Raw genomic sequence first — 16,977 nt, forward strand, 5'->3', positions numbered from 1 at the left:
CGCGGGGTGGAGCAGTCCGGTAGCTCGTCAGGCTCATAACCTGAAGGTCGCAGGTTCAAATCCTGCCCCCGCAACCACACACAAAAGCCCCGGTCCGCAAGGACGCGGGGCTTTTTGTTGTCCGGCGCACTCAAATAGGTGCAGCGATGGCGCCCCAGAATTCAGCCGAGAAATTGGTGCGGCGAGACGCCGACGGCTCCGGCATCAATCTCGAACAATGCACCCGCGAGGGGATCGTCTGGGCGGCCGTCAGCTGCCGAAGTGACGAACATCCGCGTCAGATCGGCGCCTGCGAAGCAGACATTGGTGATCTGCGGGGTGGGCAAGGCAATCTCGCGATCGAGCCCGCCATCGGGATGGAAGCGCGCGACTTTCGCGCCGCTGTAGAATGCGATCCACAAACCGCCTTCGCGGTCGCAGGTCATGCCATCCGGGGCGCCCTTTCCGGTGTCGAACTGCAGGTGTGGTTGGCGGGTGCCGAGGCTGCCGTCTTCGTGCAGGGGAAACTTCCAGACCTGACCCATGCGGCTGTCGGTGTGATAAAGCGTCGTGCCGTCGGGGCTCAGCGCCGGACCGTTGGCAATGGTGATGCCATCATCGTGGCGGCTGACCATGCCATCAGTATCGAGGCGGTAGAGCGCGCCTGAGGCGGGCCAGTTGGTCGACGGTTGCTCCATGAATGGCATTGAGCCGAACCAGATGCGGCCTCGGGCATCCGCCTTCGCGTCATTGAGCCGGTTGCCTGGTCGCTCGGGTTGTGGATTGGCGATCAGCTCGAGGCGGAACGGATCGAGGTCCAGCTTGTAGAGGCCGGACGCCAGCCCGACGATGAAGCCGGCAGCAGCCCGCTCGATGATCCAGCCGATCGCCTCGGGCATATCCCAGTGCCGGATCTTCTCATCTGCGAGGCTCATGCGCCAGAGCTTGCGACCAAGAATGTCGGTCCAGAACAGCGCGTTCTCGCGTGCGCTCCAGAGCAGGCCTTCGCCGAGGATATCGCGCGTATCGCGGGGGATCGGGCGGACGCCGGGTGCCTTTTGGGTCATGGCTTAGTGGCTGTCGCGCGGTAGGCCGCGGGTCTGCGCAATCCGTTGATATTGAACCGCGGATTCGATGACGGCACCGCCCGGGTACTGCCCGGTGATTTCGCGGTGCAGCTGTTGCCACGGCGTCTGCGCGGCAGGGACCTCTACGCCGCCGCCGAGAGCCTCGCGGCGGCGTTGCAGCTCTTCTTCCGGTACGAGCAGGTCGGCACTGCGGCGCTTGAGATCGATGCGGATGCGGTCGCCGGTCTGCAGCAGGGCGAGGCCGCCGCCAATGGCTGCTTCCGGCGCTGCATTGAGGATCGAAGGGCTGCCCGAGGTGCCGGACTGGCGGCCGTCGCCGATGCAGGGCAAGGCATCGATGCCCGCACGGATCAGCGCAGCGGGGGCGCGCATGTTCACGACTTCAGCGCCGCCGGGATAGCCAATCGGACCGACGCCGCGGATGACAAGCAGGCAGTTCTCGTCGATGCCGAGCTCGGGGTCGTCGATGCGGGCGTGATAGTCTTCCGGGCCCTCGAATACGATGGCGCGGCCTTCAAACGCGTCGGGATCATCAGGGTTGGACAAATAGCGCGCGCGGAAGGACTCCGAGATGACGCTGGCCTTCATCACCGCGGATTCGAACAGGTTGCCGGTCAGCACGGTGAGGCCCGCATTGGCGAGCATCGGCTCGGCCAGCGGCTTGATCACGCGGGCATCCTCGATCTGCGCGTTCGCGTAGTTTTCGGCGACCGTGCGCCCGTTGCAGGTGAGCGCACTGCCATCGAGCAAGCCTCCGCGCAGCAGCTCGCCGACAACTGCGGGCACGCCGCCTGCACGGTAATAGTCTTCGCCGAGGTATTCGCCTGCGGGCTGGAGGTTCACCAGCAGCGGAATGCCTGCGCCGTGATCCTGCCAGTCATCGAGCGAGAGTTCGACGCCCATGTGGCGGGCGATGGCGTTGAGGTGGATCGGCGCATTGGTCGAGCCGCCGATGGCGCTGTTGACGCGGATCGCGTTGAGGAAGGCGGCGCGGGTCATGATGTCGGATGGCTTGCGGTCCGCCTTGACCATTTCGACGATGGCGAGGCCGGATTCGTAAGCGGCCTGCTGGCGGTCGCGGTAGGGCGCGGGGATTGCGGCCGAGCCGGGGAGCGACATGCCGAGCGCTTCGGTCAGCGAGTTCATCGTCGTCGCCGTGCCCATCGTGTTGCAATAGCCGGTCGAGGGGGCGGATGAGGCGATCAGTTCGATGAAGCCGCGGTAGTCGATTTCACCCGCGGCGAGCATTTCGCGCGCTTTCCAGACGATGGTGCCCGAGCCGGTGCGTTCGCCCTTGAACCAGCCGTTGAGCATCGGGCCGACCGAGAGCGCAATGGCGGGGATGTTGACGGTTGCGGCGGCCATCAGGCAGGCGGGCGTGGTCTTGTCGCAGCCGATGGTGAGCACGGTGCCGTCGATCGGGTAGCCGTAGAGCACTTCGACGAGGCTGAGGTAGGAGAGGTTGCGATCAAGCGCGGCAGTGGGGCGCTTGCCGGTTTCCTGGATCGGATGGATCGGGAATTCGATGGGAATGCCGCCCGCATCGCGAATCCCGTCGCGCACGCGCTCGGCGAGGACGAGGTGGTGGCGATTGCAGGGGGCGAGGTCGCTGCCGGTCTGCGCGATGCCGATGATCGGGCGATCCGATTGCAGCTCGGCCACGGAGAGGCCGAAGTTGAGATAGCGCTCCAGATAGAGTGCGGTCATATCCGGATTGCCGGGATTATCGAACCAGGCGCGCGACCGCAGGCGGGGTGGAAGGGACTCGTTGTTCTGTTCTGTCATGCGAATTCTACCCCAAACTCGTTACGCGCACCACGCAGGGTTCGGCAGTCCGCCCATGGGGCATTGCCGATCTTGCGCCAGGACTGCCGCCTGCAGGCGGCGCTGTCCGTTATCCCACACCGCACGGCGGCCACCGGATCCGGCAAGCGGCGGTCTGCTGCCGCCATATGCCGGGATCAAGCCTGCGCCGCGCCTGTCATGATGACCCATCATCATCAGCTGTGCGATAGCCAATTTTTGTCTTATAGCATATATATCTGATAAAATAATCCAGCCCGGAGTTCCCTTATGTCCCACCCTTTCAAGCTGGCGCTCGTCGGTATCGGCAAGATCGCGCGTGACCAGCATTTGCCGGCGATTGCGGGGGAAGCAGGCATCGAACTGGCAGCGGCGGTGAGCCGCAACGGGCGCGTGGATCACGTGCCGAATTTTACCGATATTGCCGCGCTGATCGAGAGCGGGCTGGCCATCGATGCGGTGTCGCTCTGCACGCCGCCGGTGGGGCGCCACAAGATCGCGGCGCAGGCGCTCGCGGCGGGCTTCCATGTCATGCTCGAAAAGCCGCCGGGCGCGACCTTGGCGGAAGTGCATCAACTGCAGGCGCAAGCTGTTGCAGCGGGGCGGAGCCTGTTTGCAACGTGGCATTCGCGCCATGCTGCGGGCGTGGCTGCTGCAGCCATGTGGCTGGCGGACAAGCGTATCACGCGGGCGAGCATCGTCTGGCGCGAGGATATCCGGGTTTGGCATCCGGGGCAGGAGTGGATTCTGGAGGCTGGCGGGTTGGGCGTGTTCGATCCGGGAATCAATGCGCTGTCCATCGTGACCGCGATCCTGCCGGGGGCGCTGCGGATCGAAAAAGCAAAGCTCGTCTTTCCCGAGGGGCGCGGGGCGCCGATCGCGGCGGAGCTGGCGATGGTGCATGACGACACGGCGCCGGTCATGGCCGACTTTGATTTCCGGCAGACGGGGCCGCAGAGCTGGGACATCACCATCGAGACGGATCAGGGCACACTGATGCTCACCGAAGGCGGCGCGCGGCTGTGGATCGATGGGGTGGAGCAGGCGGCACAGGGGATTGGCGAATATCCGGCGCTCTACCGGCGGTTTGCGGAGCTTGTTGCTGCCGGGCAAAGCGACTGCGATCTGCGCCCGCTGACTTTGGTTGCCGATGCCTTCCTGCTCGGCGAACGGACCGAGACCGATCCGTTCGCCTTCTGAGCAGGGTCAGCCCGCGCGCCAGATCGAAAGATCGCGCGGGGCCACGGTGCGGCTGCCGAGCAGGAACACCGCGCCTTCGGGAGCGGGGGCTTCGGCAGGTTCGGCGCCGTAGTTGATCGCGAAAGTGAGGTCGCCGCGGCGGCGGATGCGCAGGACGCCCTGGAGCGGAGTCGTTTCGAGACCAGCTTCGGCGGCCATCGCCTGCACGATGGTGTCGAGCGCTGCGTCCTCGACGAGCGTCGCGAGATAGTGGACCTTGCCGTGGCGGACCATTGCCGGGGCGCCGTCTTCATAGCGGTCAAGCACGGTGCATTCGCCCGGCTCGATCGTCTCGCGCCAGAGGCAGCTGGCGAAGCTGGCATTGCCGATGGTGATCGAGCCCGGACAATCGGGGCGCAGCGTTTCGACCGCCAGCACGCGGATCGGCACGAGCGGGCGCAGGCGGCCCGGCGCGAGCCCTTCGGGAATGGTCACGTCGTGCGTCTTGGCGCCGGAGCGCGGACCGATCAGGACGAGGCCATCCGCCGCTTCAAGGCGCGCGACGGCTTCGGCTGTCGGCAAGGCGAGCGCGGGGACGAGCACCATGGCATAGCCGGTAAGGTCCGAGCCGGGCGCGACGAAATCGACATCGAGGCCGAGGCGGCGGGTCGCGCCGTACCAGGCGGTGAGAATCTTCTGGTAGTCGTAGCCGCGGCCCTGCTGTTCGATCTGGCCGAGCCAATCGGATTCGTGATCGACGACAATCGCGACGGGCGCCTTGGTCGGGGCGGGAAGCTCGATCCGGGCGAGTTCGGCGTGAAGTTGCTCGACTTCGGGCCAGGCCTCAGCATGGGTGCAATCGGGGCGGAGGAGCCCCGCATGCATCTGTTCCTGTGCATAGGGCGCCTGCCGCCAACGGAAGAAGCTGACCACCGCCGCGCCATGGGCAAAGGCTTCCCACGACCACAGGCGGACCATGCCGGGGGCGGGGCGCGGGTTGTGGTTCGCCCAGTTCACCGGCCCCGGCTGCTGCTCCATGACCCAGAACGGACGACCGGTGAGGCCGCGCGTCTGATCGAACAGGATGCCCTGAAAATCGGGGTGGCCGGTGCGCATCAGCGGCGCGAAGTCGGCGGCGGAGGACTTGGCGAGCGCAAGATCGGCGCGGCCGAGCGGGTAGTTGTCGTAAGCCGCGAAATCGAGATCGGCTGCGAGCGCGTGGTTGTCGACGCCGGTTTCGGGCATCGGGATGAAATTGTGCGTCACCCAGCGCCCCGGGGCATGGGCGCGGATGATCGCGATCATGTCTGCATGGAAGCGCACGACCATATCGGACGAATAGCGGCGCCAGGCCATACGGTGCGCGGGGCTGGTTTCAGTGACCGCGCCGACGGGCATCTCGATCTCGTCGAAGCTGCGGTATTCCATCGACCAGAACACGTTGCCCCATGCCTTGTTGAGCGCGGCGATGTCAGCGTACTGCTCACGGCACCAGGTGCGGAATCCCGCGAGCGCGGCCGGCGAGGCGCTGATCGCGGTGTTGTGGCAGCACAGTTCGTTGTCGGTCTGCCAGCCGGCGACATACGGATTCTCGCCATAGCGCGCGGCGACGGCGGTGCTGATGCGCATCGCTTCGCGGTGCCAGACGGGGCTCGAGAAATCGGTGTGGCGGCGTGAACCAAAGCCGCGCGTGCGGCCGGTTTCCGGATCGACCGGGAGGATCTCGGGGTAAAGGTCGATCAGCCACTTGGGCGGGGTGGCGGTGGGCGTGCACATCACGACCTTGAGGCCGGCCTTGCCCAGCGTTTCGATTGCGCGGTCCAGCCAGTCCCATTCGAAGCGGCCGGGATCGGGCTCGATCCGGCTCCACGCGAACTCGGCAATGCGCACGTAAGTGAGGCCTAATGCGGCCATCCGCCTTGCGTCCTCTTCCCACCACGCTTCGGGCCAGTGTTCGGGATAGTAGCAGACGCCAAGCATAGGGGGCCGATCCTTCGAAAGTGTCGGGGCTTCAGAAATGGGTTGCAGGCCAGCGCTGGTCAGCGGTAACCCGGCATGCTCATTTATCATACAAATGCCGTTTGGCTACCGAAAGCTCTCCATGACCGCATCCTTTTCCGCCGCTTATCGTCTTGATGGCGCAAACGTCACGCTGGTGGTGGAGGTGATCGCGGGTACGCCTGCGGTGCGGTATTGGGGGCCAAGGCTGCCGGATGACCTTGCATTGGAGGAGCTTTCGGCGCTCGCGGCGCGGGCCGAGGCCAATGCTTCGCCGGCGATCGAGGCGCCGCTCGCGGTGACGCCGCAGGCGGGGCAGGGGTTTCCGGGGCGGCCGGGGTTGGCGGCGCATCGCGGTGTGGGGGGACGCGGCGGACTGGATTGGGCCAGCTTCGCACTGCTTGTGGAGGTGGAGCAGCATGCGGACAGACTGGTCTTCATCAGCCGGGATGACGCACATAGCATCGAGCTCGTCCACGAACTCAAGATTTCGGGCGATGTGCTTGCAGCAAGAACCGGGCTGGTCAATCGCAGCGTGGAGGCGTTGCAGGTCGATCATCTCGCCGCGCCGGTGATCCCGCTGCCGGGCTTTGTTGGCCAGATCATCGGCTTCGAAGGGCGCTGGTCAGGCGAATTTCAATTGCAGCGGCACCAGCTTTCCATGGGGACCTGGCTGCGCGAAAACCGACGCGGGCGCACCAGCCACGATGCGTTCCCTGGGCTGTTGGCATGCGAGCGCGATACGAACGAGACGCGCGGGCTGGCCTATGGTTTTCATCTCGGCTGGAGCGGCAACCACCGGCTCGCGGTCGAGACGCTGGCAGACGGTCGGCGTTCGGTTTCGATGGAGGCGCTCTATCTGCCCGGCGAAATTACCCTGGCACCTTCCGAGGGCATGGAAACGCCGACGATCTACGCCACGGTTGCGGATGATGGTCTTGGTGCAGTTTCACGGCAGTTTCACGCCTATTTGCGCGCGCGGTTCGAACACCGGCGCCTGCGCGCAAAGCCGCGCCCGGTGCATTACAACAGCTGGGAAGCGGTCTATTTCGATCATGACACCGCGAAGCTGATGGCGCTTGCGGAGCGCGCGGCATCGGTCGGTGTGGAGCGGTTCGTGCTCGATGACGGCTGGTTTGGGAGCCGCCGGAGCGACAGGGCGGGGCTGGGAGACTGGCAGGTGAGCCCTGCAGTCTATCCGGACGGGTTGGGTCCGCTGATCGGGAAGGTGCGCTCATTGGGGATGGAATTCGGCCTCTGGGTCGAGCCGGAAATGGTCAATCCGGACAGCGACCTGTTTCGCGCGCATCCCGAATGGGTGCTGGGGACGCCGCCCGCGCCGCAGATCCCGTTCCGCCACCAGTTGGTGCTCGATTTCGGGCGGGCAGAGGTGCGCGAGCGGATGTACTGCGATGTGGCGGCACTGCTGGAGGAATACCCGATCAGCTACCTCAAGTGGGACATGAACCGTGATCTCAGCCAGCCCGGCGGGGCGGACGGGCGCGCGGGGGCGACGGCGCATGTGAACGGGCTGTACGAAGTGCTGGATCGGCTGCGGGCGGCGTTCCCGGCGGTCGAGATCGAAAGCTGTGCTTCGGGTGGCGGGCGCGCCGACTTTGGTGTGCTGGCGCGGACCGACCGGGTCTGGACCAGCGATAGCAACGACGCGCTCGACAGGCTTTCGATCCAGCGTGGGTTCTCGTATTTCTTTCCGGCGGAGTTGATGGGCGCGCATGTCGGGCCGACGCGCTGCCATATCACCGGACGCATCCTTTCGATGCCGCTGCGGGTGGCGGCGGCGCTGTTTGGGCATATGGGGATCGAGGCGGATCTTGGCGAACTTGATGCGCAGGAGACATCGGATCTTGCCGCCGGGGTGGCGCTGCACAAGGCGCATCGCGACCTGATTCACTCGGGCGCGCTGCACCGGATCGATGCGGCACAGGGCGTGAATGCCTTTGCCGTGGTGGCCGAGGACGGCAGCGAGGCGCTCGTTTCCTACACCATGATCGAGGAGCAGCGCGGCTATTTTGCCGAGCCGCTGCGGCTGGCGGGGCTCGATCCGGCGGCGGAGTATCAGCTCAGTGTGGTGTGGCCGCCGCGCCTCAAAGCGGAATGGCCGCTGAAGGATGGCGGCCGGTTCCGCGGGGCGGCGCTGATGCAGGCCGGGTTCCAGCCGCCGCGCCTCCATCCCGGCACGGCGCTGATCCTGCACCTGACGCGTTAGAGCGCCCGGTATGCGGCGATGAAGGCGGCGGCGCGTTCGGCGAGCACATCGGGGGTGACGCCAGGGCTGTAAAGCGCCGAACCGATGCCGAACCCGGCGGCGCCCACGGTGTGCCACGGGGCCATCGTGGTGGGCGAAATGCCGCCGACGGGGAGCACGGCCGTGCCTGCAGGCAGGACGGTGCGGATGGCCTTGAGCACTGCCGGGCTGGCGGCTTCGGCGGGAAACAGCTTGAGCGCGCGGGCGCCCGCTTCGAGTGCGGCGAAGGCTTCGCTCGGCGTCAGGAAGCCGGGGACGGCAATCAGGCCGCGTGAAGCGGCGGCGGAAATGACAGCGGTGTTGGTGTTGGGCGAGACGATCAGCGTGCCGCCGGCCGCCTCCACGGCTTCAACCGACACGACATCGAGCACGGTGCCTGCCCCGACAAGGGCGCGGCCCTCCAGACGCTTGGCGAGGCGCGCGATGCTTTCGAGCGGGCGCGGGGAATTCAAGGGCACTTCGATCAGGGTAAAGCCCGCCTCGACCAGCACATCGCCGATATCGTCCGCTGTTTCGGGCGTGAGGCCGCGCAGGATGGCGACGAGCGGCATCGCGGCGAAGGCGGCATCGAAAGTGGTCATTGCAGGAGGCTCCAGATCTGGGTGATTCCGGCGAGGAAAGCCGCATGGCTATCGACGAGCCGGGCCGGGCAGCCGAGTTCATCGAGCGCGGCGAGGTAGAGGTTGCCCAAGGCGGGGGAGGCGAGGACGTCCACGCCATCGGTGCGGGCGGGGGCGAAATCGCTGGCAAGACGAGCGTCGCAATCGCTGCCGATGAGGAGCCCGCTGACGTAGGAGGCCTGATCGGCGCGGTTGCGCCTGCCGAGGACGAGCGATGCGCGGGCGCCGAACAGCTTGGCAAGAAGATCGCCGCCGCGTGCGACCTGAACGCCCGCGCGGAAGGCGGCGCCATCCTCCACCGTGCCGTCGAGCCCGTCTGCCAGCAGGCCGCCGCGGCCGAGCTGGGCGAAGACTTCGCCCGTCATCGCCGTGGTGAAATCGGTGAGCCTGCCCTGTTCGAGCCGCGCCCACTTGGCGTGGGTGCCCGGCTGGCAGAGCCAGGAATCGGCGGCGACAAGGCCGGCGGCAGCGGCGCCGAGGAGCTGGACTTCCTCGCCGCGCATGATGTCTGCCCGGCCACCTGCATCGCGCGAGACGCCGGGAACAATTGCGGTGCGGCCGGGTTCCACCCAGTGAACAGCCGTCGCAATTTCCGCAAGGCTGGCGGGCGCTGGGACGTATCCCGCGTCGACCCAGCCCCGATTGGAGCCGACCATGCCTGCGCACAGCATCGGCAGATCACCCCAACGCGCGCGCATGGCTGCAGCTTCGGCCGCGAAGCCGCTGCCGCCCATCGCCAGCACGCCGCGGTCGTCCTGCGCCGTTTCGAGGACAGTACCATCGGCCGCGAGCACAAAGACGCGGCGATTGGTCGAACCCCAATCGACCGCAAGGATTGCAGCTTCCAAGAGCGTCTCCGTTAGAGTGTTTACGCAATTATCATATCTATCTGACTTTGGTGTCAGGAGGAATTGAATTATCCGCTCCAGTTGCGTAATCCTTGCCGGAACTGGTGAACAGGAAAGACAGCGCCATCACGACCGAGATCTTCCCCTCCGACATGCGCACCAGCCTCGGCCGGAACCTGACCTATGGCATGCTCGATGTCATCGGCCGCGCCATCGTGATCGGCGAGTACGACAATGTTGCGTTTCCGACCGAGGCGGAACTTGCCCGCAAACACGGAGTGAGCCGCGCGGTAACGCGCGAGGCGGTCAAGATGCTGACAGCAAAGGGCCTGCTCAGCGCCAGGCCCCGGCAGGGCACGATCGTCCAGCCGCAATCCTCGTGGAACCTGTTCGACAGCGATGTTCTGCACTGGTTGCTCGAGCGGAAGTTCTCGGTAGAGTTGCTGCGCCATTTCAACCAGCTGCGCGTGGCGATCGAACCCGAAGCGGCGGCGCTGGCGGCGATGCAGGCGACCGATGCCGAGCGCGCGGCGATCGGGGCGGGGCTTTCCCGCATGGTTGCGGCCGAAGCGGGGGCGGACAACACGCTGGCGGCCGATATTGCCTTCCACGTTGCCGTGCTCGAAGGCTCGCGCAATCCGTTCTACAAGCAATTCCGCGACATGGTGGCGAGCGCGCTGGCGACTTCGATCCACTTTACCAACCGGATCAAGGGCCGCTCCGCCAGCATTGAGGATCACCGCGCGGTCTATGATGCGATCCTTCGGCGCGACAGCGATGGCGCCCGCTGCGCCATGCGCCGGCTGATCGGCGATGTGCTGACCCTGATCGGCGAGGCCGAGGCCACCGCCGCCCCCTGAGGGGCGGTTCAGATGTAGGTCGCGTCCGGCGCCTTGGGTTCCTCTCGCTTCCAGAAGCGCACGAGGCTGGCGCGCTTGCCGAACACGAACCGGTTGACCCCGAGCGAGAAGGCGATCGAGGACCACAGCGTCACGAACATCAGGTGGATGTAGTGCAGGCCGAAGGGCGCGTGGACGAACGTGAAATAGGCGTAGAGCGAGATGCCGAACAGCACCGCACCGATGGCCGCGCGGGCATCGACATCGCGGAACAAGAGACCGACGATGAAGGCCGAGAGGATCGGCATCGAGAACAGCCCGTTCAGTTGCTGAAGCAGGTTAATGATGCTGACCGCGTTGGCATAGACCGGGATCAGCACGACTGCGATCAGGATCATGACCACGGACGTGACGATGTTGAGCGTGCGCACGCTGGCCTTCGGGTTCACGTACTTCTGGTGGATATCGCAGATGTAGAGCGCCGCCGAGGAATTGAGAATCGCGACGAAGTGGGTGGCGACGCTGGTGACCAGGATCGCGGCGAACGTGCCGGCGAGCCAGCCGGGCAGGATATTGCCGACAAGCTTGCCGAACGCGGCATCGTGGACATTGCCGTAGAGCTTGTAGGCGACGATGCCGGGCAGCACGACGATGGCGGGCACGATCATCAGGCGGATCACCGCGGCGGCAAGCACGCCCTTCTGCGCCTCGCGCACCGAGGGTGAGGCCATGGCGCGCTGGGTGATTGCCTGATTGGTCGACCAGTAGAAGATCTGGATGAACAGCATGCCGGTAAGCAGTGTGTGCCAGGGGATGGGCGAGCTGTCGTCACCGATCAGCGTCAGCCGCTCGGGCGGAATGCCGGAGAAATCGAAGCCGATCGCCTGCAGCGAGAGGAAGACGAGCAGGAGGCAGATGAACAGCAAGCTGGCGCCGCTGAAGGTCTCCGAAATGGCGACGGCGCGCAGGCCGCCGAGGACGCCGTAGCCCGCGCCGAGCGCGGCGATGCAGAAGCCGACCGCGACGAGCGGCAGTTCGATCCCGAACACGCTGCGCAGGAACAGTGCGCCGGTGTAGAGCGCGCTCGGCATCGAGATGAACAGGTTGCCGAACAGGAACAGCGTCGAGATCATCGTCCGGATACGATCGTCGTTGTAGCGCCGCTCGAGCAACTCGGTCGTCGTGACGCACTGGTAGCGGTAGTAGATCGGCACGAAAACGAAGGCGAGGATGAGGAGGCCGAACACCGCGGCGAGCTCCCACCAGGCGAGGAGCAGCATCTGGTTGCCGTTGGCGCCTACAAGCTGCTCGGTGCCGAGATTGGTGATCGTGATCGAACCCGCGACATAGACCCAAGTGAGGCTGCCGCCCGCGAGAAAGAATTCGCGGTCCTCGTTGTCGCTGTGCGCGTGGCCGACGCGGGTGCGCCAGAACGTGAGGGCGCCGACAAGCAGAATGACGAGGCCGAAAGCGAGTAGCTGGGTGCTGCTGCCGATGGAGACAGGAACGACCGGAGCGGCGGCGCTCATGCCCGGATGGTCCGAGAGATCGGTGCGGACGCGGTGGTGATCGGTACCGGGTGTCGTCCTGCCATGGCGTCTCTCGCTATCCGGGACAAAATCGCATTTATCATACCACGGCTGCTACGCTTCCGCTGCAGCAAGAGCAAGCCCGTGTGATGGCACTTTGTCACAAATGAAGCTGCACCGCGCTGCGCGTGATCGGACGCTCGCCGTGGGCATTGTGGAGCTGTTCAAGTCGGCTCAGCTGGCCGAGGCTGTGCATGACAGCGTAGATCGCGCCGAGATGGCCGTCGCGGTGGAGGGCAATCAGCGCGGCGCCATCCAGCGCCTCCAGCGCGAGCGGATCGATGGTGTAGGCGCCTTCGATATCCTGCTGGTGCTGGTCTGCGTGGTGGAGCGTGATCGTCATCGGGGTGACAAGGCGCGCTGCGGTGATGGCGCTGACGAATGCCGCCGTCTTTTCCGCATCGGCGAGCATGGTCTGCAGCAGCTTGCGGCGGCCGGCGAGGAAGGCGGTTTCGGTGCCGTTCGGCTCGAACAGGGCATGGCCCGGGGTGCGGCCGATCAGGCTGCTGGCTTCATCAAGGCACAGTTCCGGCGCGCCGCCATCGGGTGCGCCGAGATAGAACGGCAGGCGCAGCACGTTGTGGGGAAGGTAGGTCGCTGCCCAGCTTTCACCGATCACGAAGAGATTGCGGTTTGCGGCGAAGCCCAGCAACGCGACGAGTCGGAACGCGCCGGTCGCGCCGTCCTTGATGAGGACGATGGGATAGTCGCATACCGCGAGCGGGATCTCGCTGAAGCCGAGGGGGACATGGCCGAGCGCTGCGGCGGCTGCGAGATCAGTGCCGGTGCCGACGGTGAGGCCGGCATGGCGCTCTGCGCGGACGGCGGCGAGGGTGCCTGCACTGCTCATACCGCCTGGAACCCGTGGACGCGCACCGCATCAAGCAGCGCGCGGTGCGAGGGGAGGGCGGCGAGTGCCTGCTCCTGCTGGCGCTGCGTTGCCATGAAGCAGCGCTGGGCGAGCGCGGCTTCGGCGGCGACCTGGCTGCCTTCGGCAAGATTGCATTCGAAGCCCATGCCGTGGAGCACGTATTGGTAGCTCGGCCAGGAAAAGACTTCGGGCTGGTGCGGGAAATCCTGCGGACCGGGCGGCAAGTGGCGCCACAACTCGAGCTGTTCGAGGAGGCGATCGGGCACGGTCGCGGGATCGCGATTGTCGCGCCAGAAGGCGGTGTCCTCGCGCTTGGTCAGCACATAGTGCAGCTTGAGGAAATCGATGATCCGCGCCCAGTGGTGATCGAACGCGGCGTTGAACTGGCGGGCGAGCGGAGCCATCACCGCGCGGCTTTGCGGCAGACGCTCGGTGATGAAATCGACCGCGGTTTCGATCAGCATCAGCGCGGAGGCCTCGAGCGGTTCGAGGAAGCCGTTGGCAAGGCCGACCGCGACGCAGTTCTTCTCCCAGAAGCGCTGGCGGTGGCCCGAGCGGATCGGGATGCGGCGGGTATTGAGGCCATCGGCGACGGGGCCGAGATAGGCGCGCAAGGTTGCCTCGGCCTCATCATGGCTGGTGTGGCGGCTGGAATAGACATAGCCGGTGCCGCGCCGGGTGGGCAGGCCGATGTCCCAGATCCAGCCTGCGCCTTGTGCGGTCGAATTGGTCTGGCTGGCGACGGGATCGTCTTCGTGCTCGTAGGGAACCTGCAGCGCAACGGCATGGTCGGCGAGCAGGACATCGCCGCAATCGACGAAGGGCACGTCGTAAGTCTGGCCGATCAGCAGTGCGGCGAATCCGGTGCAATCGACGAAGAAATCGCCTGCGATGAGGCCGGTCACTTTCGCTTCGACGCCGGTGACGAAGCCGGCCTCATCGACTTTCACGTCGGTCACGTCGTCGATCACGTGGCGCACGCCGAGCTTTTCGGTGCAGTGCTTCTTGAGCAGGGCGGCGAATTTCACCGCATCGAGGTGATAGGCATAATTGGCGAGGCCGACATATTCTGCCGTGCTGATCGACTTGGGCGCGAGGCCTGCATCGCAGAGCGCCGACTGGAAATCGACCGCATGCGCGAAATCGGTACCCGCGCCGTCCTGCCGGCGCAGCCAGTGGGCGGAGAGGTTGATCTGCGTGGCGGCCTGCGGCGGATTGAGCGGGTGATAGTAGGCGTCGCCCGGCTCGCCCGTGACCCAGCCGGCGAAGCGGGCGCCCTGCTTGAAGGCGGCATCGCACGAGCGGAAGAACTCGGTTTCGGATATGCCGATCTTGCGAAGCGTGTTCCGCATGGTGGGCCATGTGCCTTCGCCCACGCCGATCGTGCCGATGGTTTCGGATTCGATGAGCGTGACCTGCACGCCGTTCTCGCCATCCGGCCGATGTGCTGCGGCAATGCGGCCCGCAGCAATCCAGCCGGCCGAGCCGCCGCCCACGATCACCACCTGCCGAACCCTGTCGTTCATGTCCTGCTCCCTGAGCCCTTATTGCCGCTCCCTTGCCGGGCTTGGCAAGGCTAGTCCAAAGGGCATCGTCCGCCGCGCCGGTGCAGCAAATAAGCACCACTCCCTAGGCAATTCCAACGCGTGCAAAACTTTCATTTGATTTATCTGATAAAACATATCAGTCAAACCCCCAACGGCGCGGGTAACCCGCGTCGAAGCACTTGGCACGTCTGACCGGGCACGGTTGACGGCAACAAGGGGAGAGCAAGATTATGTCACAATTCAATAGTTTGCCTGCTATGTCGCGCATGCGCGCCCAAGCTCTTGCCTGCTGCAGCGCACTCGCCATCGTCGGTGGCGCGGCCCCCGCGTTCGCGCAGGAAACGCCCGCTGGCGCCTCTTCGGAGCCCGAGGCGATCATCGTTACCGGCATCCGCAGCTCGCTGCGCAGCGCAGCGGGCATCAAGAAGAACTCGCTCGCCATCGTCGATGCGATCAGCTCGGAAGACCTCGGCAAGTTCCCCGATACCAACGTGGCAGAATCGCTGCAGCGCATCCCGGGCGTTGCGATCGACCGCAGCAACGGTGAAGGCCGCTTTGTCACCGTCCGCGGCTTCGGCCCGGCGTTCAACACCGTGCTGGTCAACGGCCGCACCTTCGCCAGCGACAACCAGGGCCGCGAGTTCTCGTTCGACCTTCTGGCCGCCGAACTGATCAGCGGTGCCGAAGTCTACAAGAGCTCGCAGGCGCGCCTGCAGGATGGCGGCATCGGCGCGACGCTGAACGTCAAGACGCCGCGTCCGCTTGATCTGGCCGGTTTCAAGGCGGTCGTTTCGGCCAAGGGCCAGTATGAGCGCAACAGCGACAAGGTGACGCCGCAGGCTTTCGGCCTGATCAGCAACACGTTCGCGGACGGCAAGTTCGGCGTGCTCGCCTCGGTCTCCTACCAGAAGCGCGAGGCTCAGACCCGCTACATCCAGAACCGCGGCTATATTCCGGGCACCACGGTCGGTCCGGCTGCGAACCCGCTGTTCACCAATGTGTTTGCTCCGCGCAACCAGGACGTCGGACAGGACGATCAGTCGCGCGAGCGCATCGGTATCACTGGCACCGCGCAGTATCGTCCGAACGACCAGCTGACCTTCACGCTCGACGGCCTCTACAACCAGTTCAACGTTGATTCGCGCGTGCAGGCGCTGGGCAGCTGGTTCGAGCCTTCGAGCTACACCGCAGCGGCGATCGATTCGAACCGCACGGTGACCTCGCTCACCACGAACGGCAACGCTGACCTTATCCAGACCTCGAACAACCGCTTTGTGAAGACCTACGCGGTCGGCGGTAACGTCGAGTGGAAGCCGAACAGCAACCTCACCGTGAAGGCCGACGTTTCGTGGTCGCGCGCCAGGGATTCGGCGGGTGGTCGCAACTACTTCACCGTGATCGGCATTCCGAGCACCTACAGCTTCGCCCAGGCGACCGGCAACGGCTTCCCCTCGACCACAGGCTACACCGCCGACCTCACCAACGCCAATCTTGGCCGTTCGCACATCGCGCTGCGCCAGGGCAACAGCGAGGCCGAACGCGTGCTCGAGTACAAGCTCGACACCGAGTGGAAGTCTGACGGCGGCACGCTCGATGCGATCCGCATCGGCTTCATCAACACCAACCGCAGCAAGAACAGCCAGAGCATTGCCACCGATCCGAACACGCTGTGCCTCTACTGCGGCTACAACGAGCCGGCTTCGGCAGCACTGCTGAGCAGGGTGACGCTGCGCGCGCCGGGCGGATCCGGCAGTGTGCCGACCAACATCCTGACCTATGATCCCAACGCCTACTTCGCGTTCCTCGAAAGCGCCGGTCAGGCTGCCACCCGCGATGCGGCGCGCGGTCTTGCCCCCGGGACCACGGCGGCGCTGCTGCGGGCGACCAACGGCTTTGCCGCCGCGGTGCAGCCGAACTCGTTCGCGGTGTCGGAAAAGGTCTTCGCCGGCTACCTCGAAACCGATCTCAAGGGCACCCTCGGTTCGCTGCCGTGGACGGTCAACCTCGGTGCGCGCTACGTACACACCGAAATCACCGCCAGCGGCCGCCAGCTGGCGCTGACCGACCTGCTTTCGGTTCCGAACGATCCGACGATCTACCAGGCCGTTTATGCCAACGGCGGCGTTCCGGTCGCCACGGCGCAGCGTTCGAGCTACGATTACTTCCTGCCGAACATCAACGTGAAGGTGAACCTGTCGGACAAGTGGATCGTGCGCCTCTCCGCGTCGCGCACGCTCACCCGCCCGCAGATCCGCGACCTTGCGCCGCGCACCAACTTCGACGTGACCCGTCCGGCGAGCCTCGACGCGAGCGGCGGCAACCCGAACCTGCGGCCCTACACGGCGAACAA

Annotated in this window: 12 protein-coding genes and 1 tRNA gene; 5 read left to right on the forward strand and 8 right to left on the reverse strand. The window is 65.6% G+C overall.

Features of this window, described 5'->3' with window-relative positions:
• Nucleotides 1-77 (forward strand) — tRNA-Met (locus K5Q19_RS02135).
• 84 nt (nt 78-161) lie between these two features.
• On the opposite strand, the gene K5Q19_RS02140 is transcribed toward K5Q19_RS02135, so the two are convergent.
• Together K5Q19_RS02140 and K5Q19_RS02145 are read right to left on the reverse strand one after the other, a co-directional pair.
• A complete protein-coding gene (locus tag K5Q19_RS02140; protein WP_292940583.1) occupies nt 162-1,046 on the reverse strand; it encodes an SMP-30/gluconolactonase/LRE family protein in 885 nt (294 codons plus the stop codon).
• Between the two features lie 3 nt (nt 1,047-1,049).
• Complete coding sequence (locus tag K5Q19_RS02145; RefSeq protein WP_292940586.1) at nt 1,050-2,852, reverse strand: IlvD/Edd family dehydratase; 1,803 nt, start codon at nt 2,850-2,852, stop codon at nt 1,050-1,052.
• A 288-nt stretch (nt 2,853-3,140) separates the two neighbouring features.
• Here K5Q19_RS02145 and K5Q19_RS02150 point away from each other — a divergent pair, with 288 nt between their 5' ends.
• Entirely contained in the window at nt 3,141-4,070 is a 930-nt protein-coding gene (locus K5Q19_RS02150) for a Gfo/Idh/MocA family oxidoreductase (RefSeq protein WP_292940589.1), read from the forward strand.
• Between the two features lie 6 nt (nt 4,071-4,076).
• On the opposite strand, the gene K5Q19_RS02155 is transcribed toward K5Q19_RS02150, so the two are convergent.
• Nucleotides 4,077-6,029, reverse strand: coding sequence for a beta-galactosidase (locus tag K5Q19_RS02155; RefSeq protein ID WP_292940592.1), 1,953 nt, complete (start codon nt 6,027-6,029; stop codon nt 4,077-4,079).
• Nucleotides 6,030-6,150: 121 nt separating this feature from the next.
• On the opposite strand from K5Q19_RS02155, the gene K5Q19_RS02160 reads away from it, so the two are divergent.
• Nucleotides 6,151-8,274 carry an alpha-galactosidase gene (locus K5Q19_RS02160; RefSeq protein ID WP_292940595.1) on the forward strand — a complete coding sequence of 708 codons (2,124 nt, stop codon included), beginning with the start codon at nt 6,151-6,153 and terminating at the stop codon, nt 8,272-8,274.
• On the opposite strand, the gene K5Q19_RS02165 is transcribed toward K5Q19_RS02160, so the two are convergent.
• Together K5Q19_RS02165 and K5Q19_RS02170 are read right to left on the reverse strand one after the other, a co-directional pair.
• Nucleotides 8,271-8,894: a 2-dehydro-3-deoxy-6-phosphogalactonate aldolase gene (locus tag K5Q19_RS02165; protein ID WP_292940597.1), complete on the reverse strand. Its 624-nt coding sequence runs from the start codon at nt 8,892-8,894 to the stop codon at nt 8,271-8,273. The genes K5Q19_RS02160 and K5Q19_RS02165 overlap by 4 nt on opposite strands.
• Nucleotides 8,891-9,781 (reverse strand): 2-dehydro-3-deoxygalactonokinase, encoded by an 891-nt coding sequence (locus K5Q19_RS02170; RefSeq protein WP_292940600.1) that lies wholly within the window; start codon nt 9,779-9,781, stop codon nt 8,891-8,893. The genes K5Q19_RS02165 and K5Q19_RS02170 overlap by 4 nt, the downstream gene beginning before the upstream one ends.
• Nucleotides 9,782-9,933: 152 nt before the next feature.
• Between K5Q19_RS02170 and K5Q19_RS02175 the strand changes: the two genes are divergently transcribed.
• Nucleotides 9,934-10,641, forward strand: coding sequence for a FadR/GntR family transcriptional regulator (locus K5Q19_RS02175; protein ID WP_292940615.1), 708 nt, complete (start codon nt 9,934-9,936; stop codon nt 10,639-10,641).
• A gap of 8 nt (nt 10,642-10,649) precedes the next feature.
• Here the strand turns inward: K5Q19_RS02175 and K5Q19_RS02180 are convergent, their stop codons facing one another.
• From K5Q19_RS02180 to K5Q19_RS02190, 3 genes are all read right to left on the reverse strand, one after another.
• Nucleotides 10,650-12,149 (reverse strand): SLC5 family protein, encoded by a 1,500-nt coding sequence (locus K5Q19_RS02180; RefSeq protein WP_292940603.1) that lies wholly within the window; start codon nt 12,147-12,149, stop codon nt 10,650-10,652.
• Nucleotides 12,150-12,309: 160 nt separating this feature from the next.
• Nucleotides 12,310-13,059, reverse strand: coding sequence for a SapC family protein (locus tag K5Q19_RS02185; protein WP_292940606.1), 750 nt, complete (start codon nt 13,057-13,059; stop codon nt 12,310-12,312).
• On the reverse strand, nt 13,056-14,606 hold the full coding sequence (locus K5Q19_RS02190) for a tryptophan halogenase family protein (RefSeq protein ID WP_292940609.1): 1,551 nt from the start codon (nt 14,604-14,606) through the stop codon (nt 13,056-13,058). Before K5Q19_RS02190 ends, K5Q19_RS02185 begins: the two co-directional genes overlap by 4 nt.
• Nucleotides 14,607-14,893: 287 nt before the next feature.
• Between K5Q19_RS02190 and K5Q19_RS02195 the strand changes: the two genes are divergently transcribed.
• Nucleotides 14,894-16,977, forward strand: a 2,084-nt coding sequence (locus K5Q19_RS02195) for a TonB-dependent receptor (protein WP_292940612.1), incomplete at its 3' end; no start/stop codon positions are given.

The sequence above is a fragment of the Novosphingobium sp. genome (genome assembly GCF_019748365.1).
In the GTDB taxonomy this organism is placed as follows: domain Bacteria; phylum Pseudomonadota; class Alphaproteobacteria; order Sphingomonadales; family Sphingomonadaceae; genus Novosphingobium.